General features: G+C 39.0%; 11 protein-coding genes. 7 read left to right on the top strand and 4 right to left on the bottom strand.

Annotated features, from left to right (window positions below; all coding sequences use genetic code 11):
- Window positions 1-281: 281 nt before the first annotated feature.
- On the bottom strand, window positions 282-1,670 hold the full coding sequence (gene pntB / locus Xvie_RS12550) for a Re/Si-specific NAD(P)(+) transhydrogenase subunit beta (RefSeq protein ID WP_086109704.1): 1,389 nt from the start codon (window positions 1,668-1,670) through the stop codon (window positions 282-284).
- Between the two features lie 25 nt (window positions 1,671-1,695).
- Window positions 1,696-3,231: a Re/Si-specific NAD(P)(+) transhydrogenase subunit alpha gene (gene pntA, locus Xvie_RS12545; protein WP_086109650.1), complete on the bottom strand. Its 1,536-nt coding sequence runs from the start codon at window positions 3,229-3,231 to the stop codon at window positions 1,696-1,698.
- 390 nt (window positions 3,232-3,621) lie between these two features.
- Here pntA and ydgH point away from each other — a divergent pair, with 390 nt between their 5' ends.
- The 6 genes from ydgH (at window position 3,622) to Xvie_RS12515 (ending at window position 12,390) form a co-directional block, all read left to right on the top strand.
- On the top strand, window positions 3,622-4,590 hold the full coding sequence (gene ydgH / locus Xvie_RS12540) for a DUF1471 family protein YdgH (protein ID WP_086109649.1): 969 nt from the start codon (window positions 3,622-3,624) through the stop codon (window positions 4,588-4,590).
- 550 nt (window positions 4,591-5,140) lie between these two features.
- Window positions 5,141-6,532: a basic amino acid/polyamine antiporter gene (locus Xvie_RS12535; protein ID WP_208612570.1), complete on the top strand. Its 1,392-nt coding sequence runs from the start codon at window positions 5,141-5,143 to the stop codon at window positions 6,530-6,532.
- Window positions 6,533-7,330: 798 nt separating this feature from the next.
- The gene (locus tag Xvie_RS12530) at window positions 7,331-7,858 is read left to right on the top strand and encodes a fimbrial protein (RefSeq protein ID WP_086109647.1); all 528 of its coding nucleotides are present in this window, start codon (window positions 7,331-7,333) and stop codon (window positions 7,856-7,858) included.
- Between the two features lie 144 nt (window positions 7,859-8,002).
- On the top strand, window positions 8,003-8,689 hold the full coding sequence (locus Xvie_RS12525) for a fimbrial biogenesis chaperone (protein WP_167376275.1): 687 nt from the start codon (window positions 8,003-8,005) through the stop codon (window positions 8,687-8,689).
- An 87-nt stretch (window positions 8,690-8,776) separates the two neighbouring features.
- Complete coding sequence (locus Xvie_RS12520; RefSeq protein ID WP_086109645.1) at window positions 8,777-11,338, top strand: fimbria/pilus outer membrane usher protein; 2,562 nt, start codon at window positions 8,777-8,779, stop codon at window positions 11,336-11,338.
- Between the two features lie 53 nt (window positions 11,339-11,391).
- The gene (locus Xvie_RS12515) at window positions 11,392-12,390 is read left to right on the top strand and encodes a fimbrial protein (protein WP_244175616.1); all 999 of its coding nucleotides are present in this window, start codon (window positions 11,392-11,394) and stop codon (window positions 12,388-12,390) included.
- Window positions 12,391-12,717: 327 nt separating this feature from the next.
- On the opposite strand, the gene hrpA is transcribed toward Xvie_RS12515, so the two are convergent.
- Entirely contained in the window at window positions 12,718-16,638 is a 3,921-nt protein-coding gene (gene hrpA, locus Xvie_RS12510) for an ATP-dependent RNA helicase HrpA (protein WP_086109644.1), read from the bottom strand.
- Between the two features lie 430 nt (window positions 16,639-17,068).
- On the opposite strand from hrpA, the gene Xvie_RS12505 reads away from it, so the two are divergent.
- On the top strand, window positions 17,069-17,707 hold the full coding sequence (locus tag Xvie_RS12505) for an FMN-dependent NADH-azoreductase (RefSeq protein ID WP_086109643.1): 639 nt from the start codon (window positions 17,069-17,071) through the stop codon (window positions 17,705-17,707).
- A gap of 54 nt (window positions 17,708-17,761) precedes the next feature.
- Here the strand turns inward: Xvie_RS12505 and Xvie_RS12500 are convergent, their stop codons facing one another.
- On the bottom strand, window positions 17,762-18,082 hold the full coding sequence (locus tag Xvie_RS12500; RefSeq protein ID WP_086109642.1) for a YdbL family probable chaperone protein: 321 nt from the start codon (window positions 18,080-18,082) through the stop codon (window positions 17,762-17,764).
- Window positions 18,083-18,085 lie beyond the last annotated feature (3 nt).

Here is an 18,085-nt window from a genome sequence, read left to right as displayed (position 1 = left end):
GGTAAATTTATTGAACTTCATGCTAACATACTATTACTACCAACCATTAGTGACATTATTTGATTATCCTATCAGGAAAATCATAAAACACAGATGTTTTTATCACTCAATTTATTTTAAAGCTGACACATTACTCTATATTTTGTTGAGTGTGTTGTAAATTAAAAGATGAAGGATATAAATAATATTACATTTTATGTAAATATAATAAAAAAGAGCCTCGTGTTATAACATGAAGCTCTTGGTTATTTAGGATGCTTTAAATCTATTATACATAGTAATTATAAAGCGCGAAGAATTGCTTCTACACTCTCTTTAGCATCACCAAACAACATTTGTGTATTCTCTTTAAAAAATAATGGATTTTGTACTCCCGCATATCCTGTATTCATCGAACGCTTAAACACGATGACGTTTTGGGCTTTCCAAACTTCCAATACTGGCATTCCAGCGATAGGACTTGAAGGATCATCTTGGGCTGCGGGGTTTACTGTGTCATTAGCTCCGATAACTAAAACTGTATCGGTTTCAGAAAAATCATCATTAATTTCATCCATTTCCAAGACAATATCGTAAGGGACTCTAGCCTCTGCAAGCAGCACATTCATATGCCCCGGCAAACGTCCCGCAACAGGATGAATACCAAAGCGAACATTGATACCCTTATCACGCAATTTCGCTGTGATGTCATGAACAGGATATTGCGCTTGCGCGACTGCCATACCGTAGCCGGGAGTAATGATCACAGATGTGGAGTTTTTCAGTAGTTCAGCAACGTCTTCCGCTGTTGCTTCACGATATTCTCCCATATCTTGTTCATCACTGGATGAAGCACCATCTGTACCGAAACCGCCAGCGATGACACTGATAAAAGAACGGTTCATCGCTTTACACATAATATAAGAAAGAATTGCCCCTGAAGAACCTACTAAAGCACCTGTGACTATCAGCAAGTCATTACTCAGCATGAAACCTGCAGCCGCAGCTGCCCAGCCAGAATATGAGTTCAGCATGGAAATAACTACAGGCATATCGGCACCACCAATGGAGGCAACTAAATGCCAGCCAAAAGCGAGTGCGATGATTGTCATTACCAGTAAGGTGAAAACTTGCAAGCCAACACTTTCTGTTTTTATAAAAGTGAACATTAGTATCAGAGATACAATCAAGGCTGCCAGATTAAGTTTATGTCGATGCGGTAACATCAATGGCTTGGAAGAGATTTGTCCACGCAATTTACCGAATGCCACAATCGAACCAGTAAATGTTACGGCACCAATAAATACTCCAAGGAAAACTTCTGTCAGATGAATGCTTTCCATGACAGGAATGGCGAAAATATCATGGCTTATAAAACTATTGAAACCAACCAAAACTGCCGCCAAGCCGACAAAACTGTGCAGAATAGCAACTAATTCGGGCATTTCGGTCATTTCTACTTTTTTAGCAAGGCGAACACCAATGACTGCACCGATGATCATCGCTAAAATAATCCAGCCCACTTTACCCGTATCAGGTCCTAGAATAGTCGCAATTAACGCAATCGCCATACCAACGATGCCAAAAATATTACCGCGTTTGGAGCTTTCGTGGCGGGAAAGACCGGCAAGACTGAAAATAAACAAAATGGCGGCAATAATATATGATGCCGTAACTATTCCGTTTGACATTATTCCGTTCGACATAAGTTACCCCTTATCCTTTACGAAACATTTTCAGCATGCGTTGAGTGACAGTAAAGCCACCAAAGATATTGATGCTGGCAATTAACACGGCAATGAATGAGAAGAAACTTACCCACCCCTCTTCACCAATTTGTAGTATGGCTCCAACTACAATAATTCCGGAAATAGCGTTGGTGACGGACATCAATGGTGTGTGCAATGAGTGGCTGACGTTCCAGACAACGTAATAACCCACTACGCAGGACAAGGCAAAAACGGTAAAATGAGATAAAAATTCTTTTGGTGCAACGTGTGCCAACCAGCCATACAGGATTATCGCCAGTGCGTATATTCCATACTTTAGCCACGGAGATTTTGGCTTATCTATCGATTTTTCCTCTTTTTTGACTGATGCCGGCTTAGTGGTTGCTGGTTGGGCTGAAACTTGGATTGGTGGCGCAGGCCACGTGATTTCTCCCGTTTTAATGACAGTGACGCCACGAACAACAACATCATTAAAATCAATAACAATTTCTCCATTTTTCTCTTTGCACAGTAGTTTCAGCAAATTAACGATGTTTGTTCCGTAGAGTTGTGATGATTGAGTGGATAGTCGACTGGGTAAGTCAGTATAGCCGATAATTTTCACACCATTTGGTGTCACGACGAGTTTATCAGCCTCCGTGTATTCACAGTTACCCCCATTTTGGGCTGCCAGATCGACAATTACGCTGCCAGGTTTCATGGAATCAACCATTTCTTTTGTGATAAGCCGTGGTGCTGGTTTTCCCGGAATCAATGCAGTTGTAACGATAATATCGACTTCCTTTGCTTGTGCAGCAAACAATTCCATTTCGGCTTTGATAAAGGCTTCTGACATCACTTTTGCATAGCCGTCGCCACTACCTGCTTCCTCTTTAAAATTCAATTCCAAAAATTCGGCTCCCATGCTCTGTACTTGTTCCTTGACTTCCGGACGTGTATCAAAAGCACGGACAATTGCACCAAGGCTACCTGCGGCTCCAATAGCAGCCAATCCAGCAACACCTGCCCCAATAATCATTACTTTGGCTGGTGGTACTTTACCTGCAGCTGTAATTTGCCCCGTGAAAAAACGACCAAATTCATGGGCGGCTTCAACAATGGCACGATAACCAGCAATATTCGCCATTGAACTAAGAGCGTCCAAAGATTGTGCCCGAGAAATTCGAGGGACGGCATCCATGGACAGAACAGTGACTTTTCGCTCAGCCAGTTTTGCCATTAATTCCGGATTCTGCGCTGGCCAGATAAAACTAATCAGCGTAGTACCTTCTTTCATCAAAGCAATTTCATCATATTCAGGGGCGTTTACTTTTAAAATGATATCTGCTTGCCAAACTTGATGGCGTTCTGCTATATCAGCCCCTGTTTTTTGATAAGCCATATTATCAAAACTGGCAAGTTGCCCTGCTCCCGTCTCAACTGTGACGTTAAATCCCAATTTACACAATTGCGCCACGGTTGATGGTGTGGCAGCAACACGCGCTTCGTTGGAAAGTCGCTCTTTTGGTACACCAATATGCATAATGTTTCCTTCTTTGAGAATGAAATATTGCTGATTATTACCTTGTTGAAGCCTATTTAACGATTGGATTGATTTTATTTCTGCTATCAGCAAAACCTATCAATAAAATACAAAATAGTAACGCAATGAAAATAATGTCAACGAATTATCATAATTAAAGTCAGAAAAACAAAACGACCTGCCAATGTAAACAATTATCCAATTCATATAACTTACTATATTTATTAAAATTCTCAGTGTCATATACTAAAAACTGGTAATCGTTTCTTTAGAAGGCATAATTTCTTGCGACAATTAGCATTATTACATGTAATAATTGCGTTCTATGTGATACATAACAATGTTCAGCACGTTATAAATATTTTAATGCGCAAGGCGAAAGGATTTTTTATGAAGCTGAAGACAACGATCATCGCTACCGCGGTGTTCTCGTTAACTACTATTTTAACTACTACTATTACTGCTGCACATGCGGCTAAAGAATTGACTCCAGAACAAGCCGTCGAGCTTAAACCCTTTGAGCGAATTGCAGTCACTGGTCGTTTTAATGCAATTTATGAAGCTGCTGATGCAGTTTCCCGTCAGGCAGATAAAAAAGGCGCTGAGAGTTTTTACATCCAAAGCCTCGACGATCTCAATGGACGTGGTAATTTACGTGTTGTAGCCGATTTGTACCATAAAGATGCGGAAAAAGCAGATAAAACACCTAATTATCGCATCTATCGTGGCATCAAAGAGCTACCTAAGACAGAAGCAACCACTTTGGAGCCTTTCGATACTGTAACAGTGAATGGCTATTTCCCTACTGATCCTGACCTGAAAGAAGCCGTCGCTAAAGCAGCGAAGAAGAAAGATGCAGCATCTTTCTTTATTGTTCGTGACATTACTCCGAATAATGGTGGCAACCAAATAGTTACGGCATATATTTATAAAGAAGATGCACCAAAACGTAAGGTTCAATCCAATGAAGCTGTGATTCCGGCAGACTCTGAATCAGGACGCCAAGCTTTGGCACAAGGTGGAGAAGAAGCTAAGAAAGTTGAAATTCCAGGAATTGCTTCTTCAACTTCAACAAGCAATGTAATTGGCCGCTTTTTTGAAACTCAGTCATCAAAAGGTGGTCGTTACACGGTAACTTTGCCTAATGGCACAAAAATTCAAGAGTTGAATAAAACATCAGCAGCTCAGATGGTTCCATTTGACTCTATCACCTTCTCTGGTTATTACACTACTGCCCCTGAAGTTTCTTATCAGGTTGCTAAGCGTGCAGCAGAGAAAGGGGCAAAATATTACCATGTTACTAGAGAATGGCAGTCTAATGGTGGTAACGTTACCGTCAGTGCAGATTTATTCAAATAATTGCAGAGTGTAATTCAGTAGCTCATAAAAAAGCACAAAAAATATTTGTGCTTTTTTATTGGATTTTTCGAGTAGTTAACCTTTTATCTACATCAGCAAAACCCTCATAAATTAACAAAAAATAAACATTTCAGTGCGTAGTAGTAACTTGTAGATAATCTTATTTGGCCTTTCGTTTCATTGATGTTATTTAAATGATTGCTTTCCATTTGTTTCCATTATGTAAAATTAATGCTCGGTATTATCAAAGATGTTTATATTTTGGTCATCTTCCTATTTATTAAAGTAATAATATGCATTATGAAAATTATCCAGAATTTGTTTTCTTATTCGTTAACACAATTTTATGCATAAAATTTATGTTTTTTTGCATAGTCAACCATTGCATACAATCCTTTCACTCCGTAGAATCGCTCTGTTTTTAGATTTATCCACTAAATCTTTTCTGCAATCCATAGCATGGATGCAATAAATGTCCAATATGTGTTCGATATTCAGGACAAGTGTTCTGACTAATTGTGTTGATTCTATTATTTTTAGGAACGTATCTTTGGAAAAGAAATTAGGCCTTACGTCTCTGACAGCACTGGTACTCAGTTCTATGGTCGGTGCCGGCGTATTCAGTTTGCCGCAAAACATGGCACAGGTAGGTAGTCCTGTTGCATTAATGATTGGTTGGGGAATTACAGGCATAGGTATTCTCTTTTTAGCCACTTCCTTACTTTTACTTTCACGACTTCGCCCTGATTTGGATAGCGGTATTTTTACTTATGCAAGAGAAGGCTTTGGGGAGTTGGTTGGATTTTGCTCTGCATGGGGGTATTGGTTCTGCGCCATTATTGCTAATGTCTCTTATTTGGTTATCGTCTTTGCTGCATTAAGCTTTTTCACTGATACTGATCACTCCGTAATCTTTGGTGATGGTAATACTTGGCAATCTTTGATAGGCGAATCCATCTTATTGTGGTTTGTTCATTGGCTGGTACTGCGTGGAGTACAGACGGCGGCAGGAGTTAATCTGCTAGCTACAATGGCAAAATTATTGCCATTGGGAATTTTTATTATTTTAGCTACCATCGCTTTCAAAATGGATGTGTTCTCTTTTGATTTCAATGGAATTGAAATGGGTGTTCCTGTCTGGCAACAAGTTAAAGACACAATGCTAATTACACTATGGGTTTTTATTGGTGTTGAAGGCGCAGTCGTTGTTTCAGCCCGGGCAAGAAAACGTAAGGATATTGGTATCGCAACTATACTGGCGGTTATCTCTGCGTTAGGGTTATATGTGCTTCTCACCCTGCTTTCATTAGGATTGGTTTCTAGACCTGAATTAGCAGCTATGCGCAATCCGTCAATGGCAACTCTGATGGTAGGATTAATGGGTTCCTCTGGTCAGATTGTGATTATCACCGGTTTGATCATTTCTGTTTGTGGCGCCTATCTGAGCTGGACAATTATGGCGGCAGAAGTGCCATTTATTGCTTCTTTACACGGTTCATTTCCCAAAGTGTTTAAGAAACAAAACAGCAAAAAAGCACCTGAGTCATCACTCTGGATCACTAACGGCGCAATTCAACTTTCTTTGATTCTAATTTGGTTAAGCGGCAGTAATTACAATACATTGCTTTCTATTGCATCAGAGATGATCCTTGTGCCCTACCTTCTTGTTGGTGCATTTTTAATGAAAGTTGCTTTTCAACGCAGTAGTCGTGCTTTACTCGCTGTTGCTTTGGGAGCTTGTGTTTATGGATTATGGTTATTGTATGCTTCTGGTTTAATGAATCTTCTGTTGTCAGTTGTGTTATATGTTCCCGGATTGCTGGTTTTTTTGTATGCATGTAAACAAGGTCAGGAAAAAATCCATTTAAATATAATAGAAAGGTTAGCTATAGTGATTCTGTTTCTGATAGCTATTCCATCTATGTGGTTGTTAATATACTGACGGTAATTTATATTATTGAATGTAAATTTATTTTTTATTCAAGTGGTTAGTTTAAGAGGAGAAATATATTTCTCCTCTTATTTTTTGGTAGTTTTTTGTTTTTTTGATGCTTTAAAAGAATGTTGTAACTAAATGAAAAGTAAAGATCATTATACAACCAATACATAAGAATTAATTCTATTTAACCAGTGGATAATTTTTGGGTAAATTTAAAATTCTTCTGTGGTTAAGTGTTTATTTTCAAAATATTATTAATGACAAGTTAACTTTAAACAGATGAAAATAATTCAAATTTATTTAAAGCTCAAATTTAACTCCCAATATAATTAAAATATTTAGCATATAAACCACACGAAAAAACGACAGTCACAAATAAATAACATTTAATTAAAAATATAGCAAAAAAAATAAATCACAAATATATATGTGAATTACATCATGTTTACTTTTTACAAGATATCATCAATTAATAGTTAATCTTATAAAACAGAATAAAAATTCATTAGCATTCGGAAAAAACTACACCTTATGAATAACAATGCTATTAATGATAACTTAACAGCTTTAAAACTCCGAATAACGAGATTAGTCAAGTTATTATTTTGATCTTTGTTAATTACTCGCTACTATATTCTTTGCCTTATCCGTTGATAAGGGAATATGAACTGTTATTTATTTGTTGTTTTTCAGATGTAAACCTAAGCAATCCACTTGCTGTACTAATGTACGGTCTTAACATTAACTTAATAATTTATTTCTCTGTCGAATAAGTTCGTCTGAGATGGGATGTATTAAAAAATGAAAACAAAATTACTTATTTCATCTTTATTTGTATCATCTGTATTTATGTCAGCTGCATACGCTGCCGATGGGCAAATCAAGTTTACGGGAAAGATTACAGATACTGCGTGTAAGATTGATTCAAGCTCAGCTAGTCAAACCGTAAATATGGGAACTATCAGCTCAAATTCATTCAATGGGATTTATAGTACCTCCGCCCCCACCCGTTTTAGTATAAAATTATCAGACTGCCCAACAAATGTTAAATATGCACAGGTCAAATTTGATGGTCAAACGGATAGAGCCAATAGTCGTTTTTTAGCATTAACTAATAATGGTGAAAATATTGCTCAGGGTGTCGCTATCGCTCTTTATGAAAATGACGGTAACTCAAGAGTCAATATGGCTGAAAACTCTCGTCCTCAGCAATTGAGTGGTCAAAAGACTGATGAGATGAATTTTGTTGCCAAGTATATAGCGACAGCTGATAAAGTAACTCCTGGTTCGGGTGATGCGGTAGCTAACTTCACTATCATCTATAACTAATTTACCTATATAGCTAAAGCACCACTAACCAAATCACCTATAACCAATGGAATTAATGGCAAGGATGCCAAAACAATAGACAGGCATATTTAGATTGTCTATATATTAATAAATATAAAAACAATATTGTTTGGAGCAATCATTTTGAAATCCTTTCGCATTTTTATTCTTATTGCAATCTACATTTTTAGTTCTAACATTTCTTTTGCGGGTGTCGTCATTGGCGGTACTCGCGTTGTTTACATTAGTGATCAAAAAGAAGCATCCATCTCTATTAACAATCCAGAAACTGATATTTCTTATCTCATTCAATCGTGGGTTCAAGGCGAACATGATGAAGCTAAAGCGCCTTTTATTATCACGCCTCCGCTCTTTAAATTGATAGCTGGGAATGAGAATATTTTACGAATTGTTAAATCTGGAAATAATTTACCAAATGATAGAGAATCTGTATTCTGGATTAACGTCAAATCTATTCCTGCTACAACTAAGTCAGAACAAAACCAGTTGCAAATCACAGTGAAATCTCGGTTTAAATTATTCTATCGTCCAGTTAACTTAGCGGACAATGCCAACATGGCTTATAAGCTACTGAAATTCAAAACTGATGGGAATAAACTGATCGCCGAGAATCCAACGCCCTATTATATTTCTTTTTCTGAGCTGGCTACCGGCAATGGCGTAAAAAATTATGAAATCCAATCCGCAGGAATGATTCCACCTTTTGAACAAAAAAGTTGGGATGTTCCCATAAAAAACATCAATCAAGTGATCTGGAAAACGATTAATGATTTTGGCGGTGTAACGCCAGAAGAAAAAAGAGTGTTTTGATCAAAAAATTATAAAATTTATATATACCTAATCACTTTTAATATACAGCTTGAGATATAGCGGGTATATCAAAATTAGAAAACTATCATGGATAAATATCGTCATTATCTTCAACAAAACATTTCTGATAATTGGGTATTATTTATCAAGCTAAGTTTACGCTATTTATACAGCAAATTTTTCATCTGTATATTGTTAATCACATGGTTTTTGATACATACCAATAAAGCTTATACTGAAGAATATTTCAATATCAATGCATTGGAAACCCATTCAGGATTTCCTGAAGATATTGATCTATCTGTTTTTACTCAAGATGATCAACAACCACCTGGTCGTTATTGGGTAGATATCTATCTAAACCGAGAAAAAGTAGATACCAGAAATATTGATTTTGTTATTGTAAACAATAAGCTTTTACCCAAACTCAAGATACAGCAACTCAAAGAAATGGGAGTAAATATTGATTCATTCCTATTATTGCGTAATCTGCCGCAGGAAACCGAATTCACTGAACTTAGTCAGTATATTCCATCTGCATCGTCTTCTTTTGATTTTAAGCACCAACGGCTGGATATCAGTATTCCACAATCTGCGTTGCAAAACCAAGCCAGAGACTATGTTCCTCCTCATTTATGGGAGCAGGGATTAACCTCTTTGTTGGTTAATTATAATTACAGTGGTTCCATGACTTGGCAGGATAGTTATCCTGGTTCAATGACTAATCATTTTCTGAACCTCAGAACAGGTGCAAATTGGGATGCATGGCGTTTACGGAATTATTCGACCTATAGTAGTCAGAACAAAAAATGGCAAAACCTCAATACTTATCTCCAACGAGATATTCATGCATTAAAAAGCCAGTTAACACTGGGGGATAGTTATACACTCTCCCCTATCTTTGATAGTTTTCAATTTCGTGGAATACAGTTAGCTTCTGATGACAGTATGTTGCCTGATAGCATAAAAGGCTTCGCTCCGACAATTAGGGGAATTGCACAAAGTAATGCCCAAGTCACCATTAAACAAAATGGTTACATTATCTATGAAACCTATGTTTCTCCCGGGCCTTTCGTCATTAACGATCTCTATCCAACTATTGCCACTGGCGATCTGGAAGTCATCATAAAAGAAGCAGATGGAAAAGAACAACGTTCTGTGCAAACCTTTTCTACCGTGCCCATTATGTTAAGGGAGAATGGCCTGCGCCATTCTCTGACTCTGGGAAAATACCACTCTAACTCCCTGCAGGGCAAAGAGCCTTATTTTATGCAAGGTACGGTGATTTATGGTATTTCCAACCGTGTCACAACATATGCTGGAACAACTCTCGCAAAGGATTATCAGTCCATCGCTTTGGGTACAGGTTATAACCTTTCTGATTGGGGTTCCCTATCTCTTGATGCAACTTATGCCAAAACTAATTTTATCCCTAACTCCAGTGGTTCTGGGCAATCCTATCGTTTCCAATATGCCAAAGATATTTCTAAAACTGGCACTAACGTTACTCTGGCGGGTTATCGTTACTCGACTCAAAGTTTTTATGATTTTAAAGAAGCCAATGAATTGGATACAACCAATAATAGCCATTACAACACCAATAAACGCAGTAAATTGCAGCTACACATCAACCAAACGTTAGGCGATTGGGGCAGCGTTTATGTAACTGCTTTTCAGCAAGATTATTGGTATCAAAAAGGTTATGAGAGGAATATCAGTGCAGGCTATGGCACTAATTACAATTCCATCAATTACAATCTGAACTATTCTTATAACACCCCTCCCGGCTCAAATCGCAATGAACAGATTGTGTCATTTAGCATTCAAATTCCGCTTGAGCACTGGCTAAAAAATAATTGGACAAGCTATAACATGACCAGTAGCAAAAATGGTGATACTTCTCATCAGCTCAGTTTAAGTGGCAGCGTTCTTGAAGATAACAACCTGAATTATAGCATTCAGCAAAATTATTCCAGCCAAAATAAAGCCAGTGGTGGAAGTATTAATGCCGAATATAAAGGTGCATTTAGCCAGATCAATGCGGGCTATAATTATGATAAACATTCCAAGCAGCTGAATTATGGGTTAAATGGCGGGATCGTTGTCCATCCTTACGGAGTTACGTTTTCTCAATCTTTGGGTGATACGTTGGTGTTAGTACGTACCAATGGCGCTCAAGGAGTTAAAGTGCAAAACCATTCTGGCATTAAGACTGATCGGAAGGGTTATGCCATTGTGCCTTATGTTAGTAGTTATAGAAAAAATCGTATTTCTTTGGATACGCTTTCAATGGGTAACAATGTTGATATTGATATCAACACACAAACCATTGTCCCAACCCGCGGTTCACTAAGCTTGGCTAATTTCCAGACTCGCATCGGTCATCGTGTTTTATTGACACTTTCTCACGATGGCAAAGAGGTTCCATTTGGTGCAATGGCAACATTAGAGCAAAAAGACAAGATAGATGAACCCAATAGCGCTATTGTCAGCGATAGTGGGCAGGTTTATCTCAGCGGAATTCCCAAATCTGGCAATATATGGGTGAAATGGGGGCATAAAAAAATACAAGAGTGCCGTGTCAATTACCAACTATCTGATGAAGAACCTGCTTCAGGTTTATATTTGGTTGAAACTTCTTGCAAATAACAGTATCGACACATTTATTTGATATGCAATTAAAAAATAGTGGAAATTATTCTATGGCCAACAAATTAAAATTATTATTGGCAAGTACATTTTTCATCGGCACGATGAGTAGCTTTGATAGTTTAGCGAATTATTATTGCCAATATTCTACGGGTTTTGTACCCGATATGACTCCGGTTTCTTTTGGTACAATTACGGTTCCTCGAAGCCATCCTATCGGAACAACCATCAAAGAAATACGTCTGGATCAAGTGGACGAAAAAGGTAATATCGCTCTTTGTAATACGCCCATGACTACAACATGGGAAGCCCCCGATCTTGCACCTGCAAATTATAACTATGATGCTATTTATGAATCTGGTGTTCCGGGGGTTGGCATCCGTATTAATACATGGGCGCCGGATTATGGTATTGATTGGCTACCCAGAACAGCGACCAACCCTGTTACTTGCCCTCCACCGCGGCAATTTCAAAGAGGAAAACAGTATTGTGGTAGATCATGGGGTTATTTAACGGTGCAATTGATCAAGATTGCACCAACAACCGGTTCTGGCTCTGTCAGGCGAGTGAAACTAACTCGTGCCAAATTAGGTCACGATACTCCTGTTCACACTTTCTATTTGTCGAATACGTATATCATGACCAAGGGTTGTTCTCTCAGTCAAAAGGTGGTTCCAGTGGATATGGGAGATATTAAAAAAAGTGATTTCCGAGGTATTAACAGTACGGCAGGCATGAGGCATTTTAATATCAAAATAGATTGTGATGCTGATGTGAATGTTGGAGTAACTCTGGATGGAAACCCTGCCAGCTGGAATACTAAAAATATTTGGGCATTGGATTATAGTGACAACGTCACGGCAACAGGAATCGGTTTACAGATATTATATCTAAATCGCCCCGTATCAATGCACTCCCCGTTTGTATCTGGTTCCAGCCAGACAGGTGGAAATATAAGAATTCCATTGCAAGCCCATTATATCCAGACAGGTGCGGAAATTACACCGGGCAAAGCAAATGCCACAGCAACAATTACATTAACTTATCAATAACCTCCTTCCTCCATAACAGTAATATCATTGTTATGGAGGACTCTCTGGCAATCTGATTCACTGCATACTTAACTCTCCATTCTCAAATACTTATCACTTTAATTCACTATCACCTTAGCAAGTTGAATTACTATTATTATTTATTGGTTTTACTGTTTTGTTTTAGATGGTTGGATGGCTAGTTGATTTTTGGGTTGTTTTTTAGTATGAGAAATAGGTATGTTGTAACTAATGTTCTTATGATTTGCCTTTTAAAACATTGTCTTTAAATATTAAGTAAAAACTCGGGATTAGGGTTGTAGCTACTCGACTACAACCCTATATATATCACGAAGCGATATTTTCCATTACTTGCAAAATACGCTTGTCTGATATTGGATACTGAGTACCTAATTGTTGAGCAAACAAACTGATCCGAAGCTCTTCAATCATCCAACGAACTTCTTTTACTTCCGATAATTGTTTTTGCTGAATAGATAATTTTACCAGCCATTGTTGCCATTGACGCTGGATATTCTCAATCCGGCTCATGTGTGTCCTATCCTTGTTAGGATCGACTGCCAGTTTTTCCAACCGACGTTCGATTCCATTCAAATAGCGCAAAACATCGGCCAAACGTTTCCAACCGTGAGAAGTCACGAATCCATTAAAGACCAAACCGGAAATTTGTTCTTTAATATCCGATAATGCCAGAGCAAGAGAGATATCGACCCGTCCTTTCAGGCGCTTGTTGATATTAAAAACTGCTGTCAGGATCTGTTCTACTTGTTTAGCAATATCAACCACTGCATCATTTAAATCAGCGCGAACTTTATCCTGCAAATTGGAAAATGCTTGTTCATTCCATGCCGGTCCGCCATTTTCTGCGATCAATCTATCAACACCACAGGAAATACAATCATCAATCAAATCCAACACTTTTCCATATGGATTGAAATACAGCCCCAATTTGGATTTGTTCGGTAATTTTTCATGCAAATATTTAATCGGTGATGGAATATTCAGCAATAACAAGCGGCGCGTTCCTTCCCACATTGCATTTTGCTGTTCGGATTCAGTTTCGAACAGTTTAATTCCGATGCTGTCTTTTTCATCGACCAATGCCGGAAATGCCTTAACGGAATAACCCCCGCGCTTCTGCTCGTAACATTCAGGCAATTCACCAAAACTCCAGATATGCAATCCACTTTGTTCTATGCCATCGTCTGCAACCGCTGAAAGCGTTTCTTGAACTTTTTCTTTCAGTTTCAGTTTTAACTCTGACAGATCTTTACCTTCTGCCAACGGTTTATTTTTTTCACCTGTTCTTTTTTCTCCAAGAATACGGAATGTGATCTTTAGATGATCAGACACTTGTTCCAACTGCCAATCATCACGTGACACCGTCACTCCTGTCATGCGGCGTAATTCTTTCTCAAGGCTGTCCAGTAAAGGAGCCTGAGGTTGTGTAATCCGTTCCAGAAATGCCTGAGCATAGTTAGGGGCGGGGACAAAATTACGGCGTACTGGTTTTGGCAATGATTTAATCAATGCAACAACCAATTCGTGGCGAATACCTGGAATTTGCCAATCAAACCCTTCATCTTTGACTTGATTCAATACTGGCAAAGGAATATGCACAGTAACACCATCAGCATCAGTTCCCGGTTCAAATTGATAACTCAAACGGAATTTCAAATTATCTTGATGCCAGTAATTCGGATAATCTAACGCGCTGACTTTGTTTGCATCTCCTTTAATCAACATGCTCTTTTCAAAGTTAAGCAATTCAGGCTGATCTTTACTGGCATCTTTCCACCAGCGATCAAAATGACGCGATGAAACAACATCTTTGCCAATGCGTTGATCATAGAAACTGAATAATATTTCATCATCTACCAGAATATCTCGCCGCCGAGATTTATGTTCCAGTTCTTCCACTTCTTCACGTAATTTCAAATTCGCGCGGAAAAAAGAATGACGAGTTTGCCAATCACCTTCTACCAGTGCATGACGGATAAACAATTCACGGCACAGCATAGGATCTATCTGGCTATAATTGACCTGACGTCCTGTCACAATCGGCAAACCATATAAAGTGACTTTTTCTGTTGCCATCACCGCTCCCTGAGACTTTTCCCAGTGCGGTTCACTATGATGCTTTTTGGTTAGATGGGCAGCCAGTGGCTCTATCCATTCAGGTTCAATGCGTGCAGCAATACGTCCCCACAAGCGGTTGGTTTCCACTAATTCAGCAACCATCGCCCATTTAGGGGGGATTTTAAATAATCCGGAACCAGGAAAAACAGAAAAACGGGCATTACGCGCACCAGTATACTCCTGTTTATCCATATCTTTCTGGCCAATATGGGATAATAATCCTGTCAGCAAGGCAATGTGGATACTGCGATAATCGGCTTCCTGATTGTTGATCGGCAAACCAATTTCTTTGACAATTTGCCTTAGCTGAGTGTAAACATCCTGCCATTCTCTAATACGAAGGTAGTTCAGATAATCTTGACGGCAAAGTTTGCGGAATTGAGAACTGGAAAGCGCTTTCTGCTGTTCTACCAGAAAATCCCACAATTTCAAGAAAGTGATGAAATCTGAATCTTTGTCCGCAAAACGGCGGTGTTTTTCATCAGAAGCCTGCTGTTTCTCCAACGGCCTTTCCCGCGGATCTTGAATCGATAATGCTGAAGCAATCACCATCATTTCGCGAACGCAACCATGCGCCTTAGCTTCCAGTACCATGCGAGCCAATCGGGGATCGATAGGCAACTGGGCCAATTGTCGCCCCATTGAAGTCAATCGATAAGTTTCATCTAACAATGATTCTGGATCAATAGCTCCCAGCTCTTCCAACAGACGAACACCATCTTGAATATTGCGTTTATCTGGTGCTTCAACAAATGGAAATGCGCTGACATTTCCCAAGCCAATAGAAGTCATTTGCAAAATAACAGAAGCCAGATTGGTACGCAGAATTTCAGGATCAGTGAATTCCGGACGTGACAAAAAATCGTCTTCCGAATAAAGGCGAATACAAATCCCGTTTGAAACACGACCACAGCGTCCTTTTCGCTGGTTGGCAGATGCCTGAGATATCGGTTCTATTGGCAAGCGTTGCACTTTAGTTCGATAACTGTATCGGCTAATACGTGCAAAACCTGTATCGATTACGTATTTGATGCCAGGTACAGTCAGTGATGTTTCCGCTACGTTGGTTGCCAAAATAATGCGACGGCCAATATGAGGCTGAAAAATTCTGTTTTGTTCGCTGTTAGACAATCGTGCAAAAAGTGGCAAAATTTCGGTATGTGGGAAATTTTGTTTATTGAGCGCATCCGCCGTATCACGAATTTCTCGTTCACCACTCATGAATACCAGTATGTCACCAGAGCTTTCACGTCCCAATTCATCTACCGCGTCAATGATAGCTTCAAGCTGATCCCGATCGCTGTCATTATCATCATCAACCATGGGACGGTAGCGCACTTCAACAGGGTAAGTACGTCCAGAGACTTCAATAATTGTTGCATTGTTAAAATGACGGGAAAAACGTTCAGGATCAATGGTTGCAGAAGTGATAATGACTTTCAGATCAGGTCGCTTTGGCAGTAACTGGCGCAGATAACCGAGGATAAAATCGATATTCAAACTGCGTTCATGAGCTTCATCGATAATTAATGTATCATATTGTAATAACAAGCGATCTTGCTGTAATTCTGCCAGAAGAATACCATCAGTCATCAATTTGACCAACGTATTTTCACTGACTTGATCATTAAAACGAACTTTATAACCAATCGTTGAGCCAAGCGATGTTTCCAATTCATCAGCAATACGATTGGCAACTGAACGCGCAGCCAAACGACGTGGTTGGGTATGGCCAATCAGCCCTTTGACTCCCCTTCCCAACTCAAGACAGATTTTTGGGATTTGGGTCGTTTTACCCGAACCAGTTTCTCCGGCAATAATAACAACCTGATTATCTCTAATGGCCTTATAAATATCGTCTTTTTTCTGGCTAACCGGTAGATTTTCAGGATATTTAATCGAAGGACATGTTGCCTGACGATTCCTAACTTTCTGTTTTGCAGTGGCAATATCTTCAGCAATGGATTGTGCTACAGCCTGCAAGGAGACTTGATTCTTGATTTTTGCTGCTCCATGCAGACGTTTTTTTAAACGAAACTGATCGCGCAACGATGCATGATCAAGTTCAGCGAATAGTTCAGCGAATGCTGCTGTCAAAGGTGATTCCACGTGATAAATCCTTGTGACGGTTTTTAACTGAGTAGCGCTGTCTTTGCAGGCTCAGAGGAGTTCTTTATGATTTAAACAGGTCTTTATGATTTAAATATCAGAAGTGTAACATATCTTGTGTAATTCAATGTACTCCATATATATCCTTCACCTCGCCAATTTATCGCTTTATTGACTGTAAAGCTGACTCCAGTACTGGATAGGGAATACTTTAGAGTATCGCATCCAAAAGATGCTATCTGCCTGTAATGATGTGCTTCCTACATTACTTCAATGAATTTGAATAAATATCTCAAAATATTGAGCTGTTGACTGAACAACTCTCTATATAAAATATGATGCACAAGAAATATTATCAATGAAGTTATTAATGTTACAGATAACTTGCGCTGTAAATAACCAGAATTGTAGATAAATAAGGAAATAAAGAATGAGTAAAGTACTGGTTCTGAAATCCAGCATCCTGACGCAATATTCCCAAAGCAGTAAACTGGCCGACTATTTTGCTGAAAAGTGGTTAGCCGATAATTCAGAAAACAACATGACTATACGCGATCTGGCTGAAAACCCGGTTCCAGTATTAGATGGAGAGTTAGTCAATGCTTTGCGCCCGAACGGTACTGAGTTGACTGAACGTCAACAATCAGCATTGACGTTGTCAGATGAGCTGATTGCAGAGTTACAAGCACACGATGTTATTGTAATCACCGCACCAATGTACAACTTTACTATTCCTACTCAACTAAAAGTCTATTTTGATCTGATTGCCCGTGCTGGTGTGACTTTCCGTTACACTGAAACAGGCTCCGAAGGGTTGCTGAAAGGCAAACGTGCCATTATTCTGACCAGCCGTGGTGGTATTCACAAAAACGGTCCAACAGATGTAATGACACCATACTTACGTACTTTCCTCGGATTCATCGGTATTACGGATGTGAAATTTGTCTTTGCTGAAGGCTTAGCTATGGGCGCAGAATCTGCCAACCGGGCACATCAAGATGCCCATGACGTGATACATGAAATCATAGAGAAAATGGCACAAGAACAGCCCGAAGAAATTGTTGCTTAATATCGTCCAAAAACATGCTGGTTAATTAAGAAATAAGCGCGCCAAATAACGCGCTTATTTCTGAACCCAGTTACCATTAATACCAAGTACATATTCTCCTGAAGCTGCACGACTCACCAATTTTTCTCCCGCTATTTTTGCGACTTGCTCTGTCGTCATGTTATTTTGAGCCGCAATCTCAACATATTTCTTTTTCCGCTCTTCGTTAATCTTTTTCACCATTGATTGAGCGTCTTGGGTATTTTTTACCGGTGCCAGATAGCCACTAAATGTTTCTCCCACCAGCCCTTGTTGTTTTGCTTCATTCAACGTCATGCCCACGGCAAAAGAGCTGAATAACAAACTCAACAGAAATATCACTCCGACTTTTTTCATATT

The organism is Xenorhabdus vietnamensis (assembly GCF_002127535.1).
Classification (GTDB): Bacteria; Pseudomonadota; Gammaproteobacteria; order Enterobacterales; family Enterobacteriaceae; genus Xenorhabdus; species Xenorhabdus vietnamensis.
The sequence above is the reverse complement of the archived record's forward strand: the minus strand, read 5'-3'. Positions and strand labels throughout refer to the sequence as shown.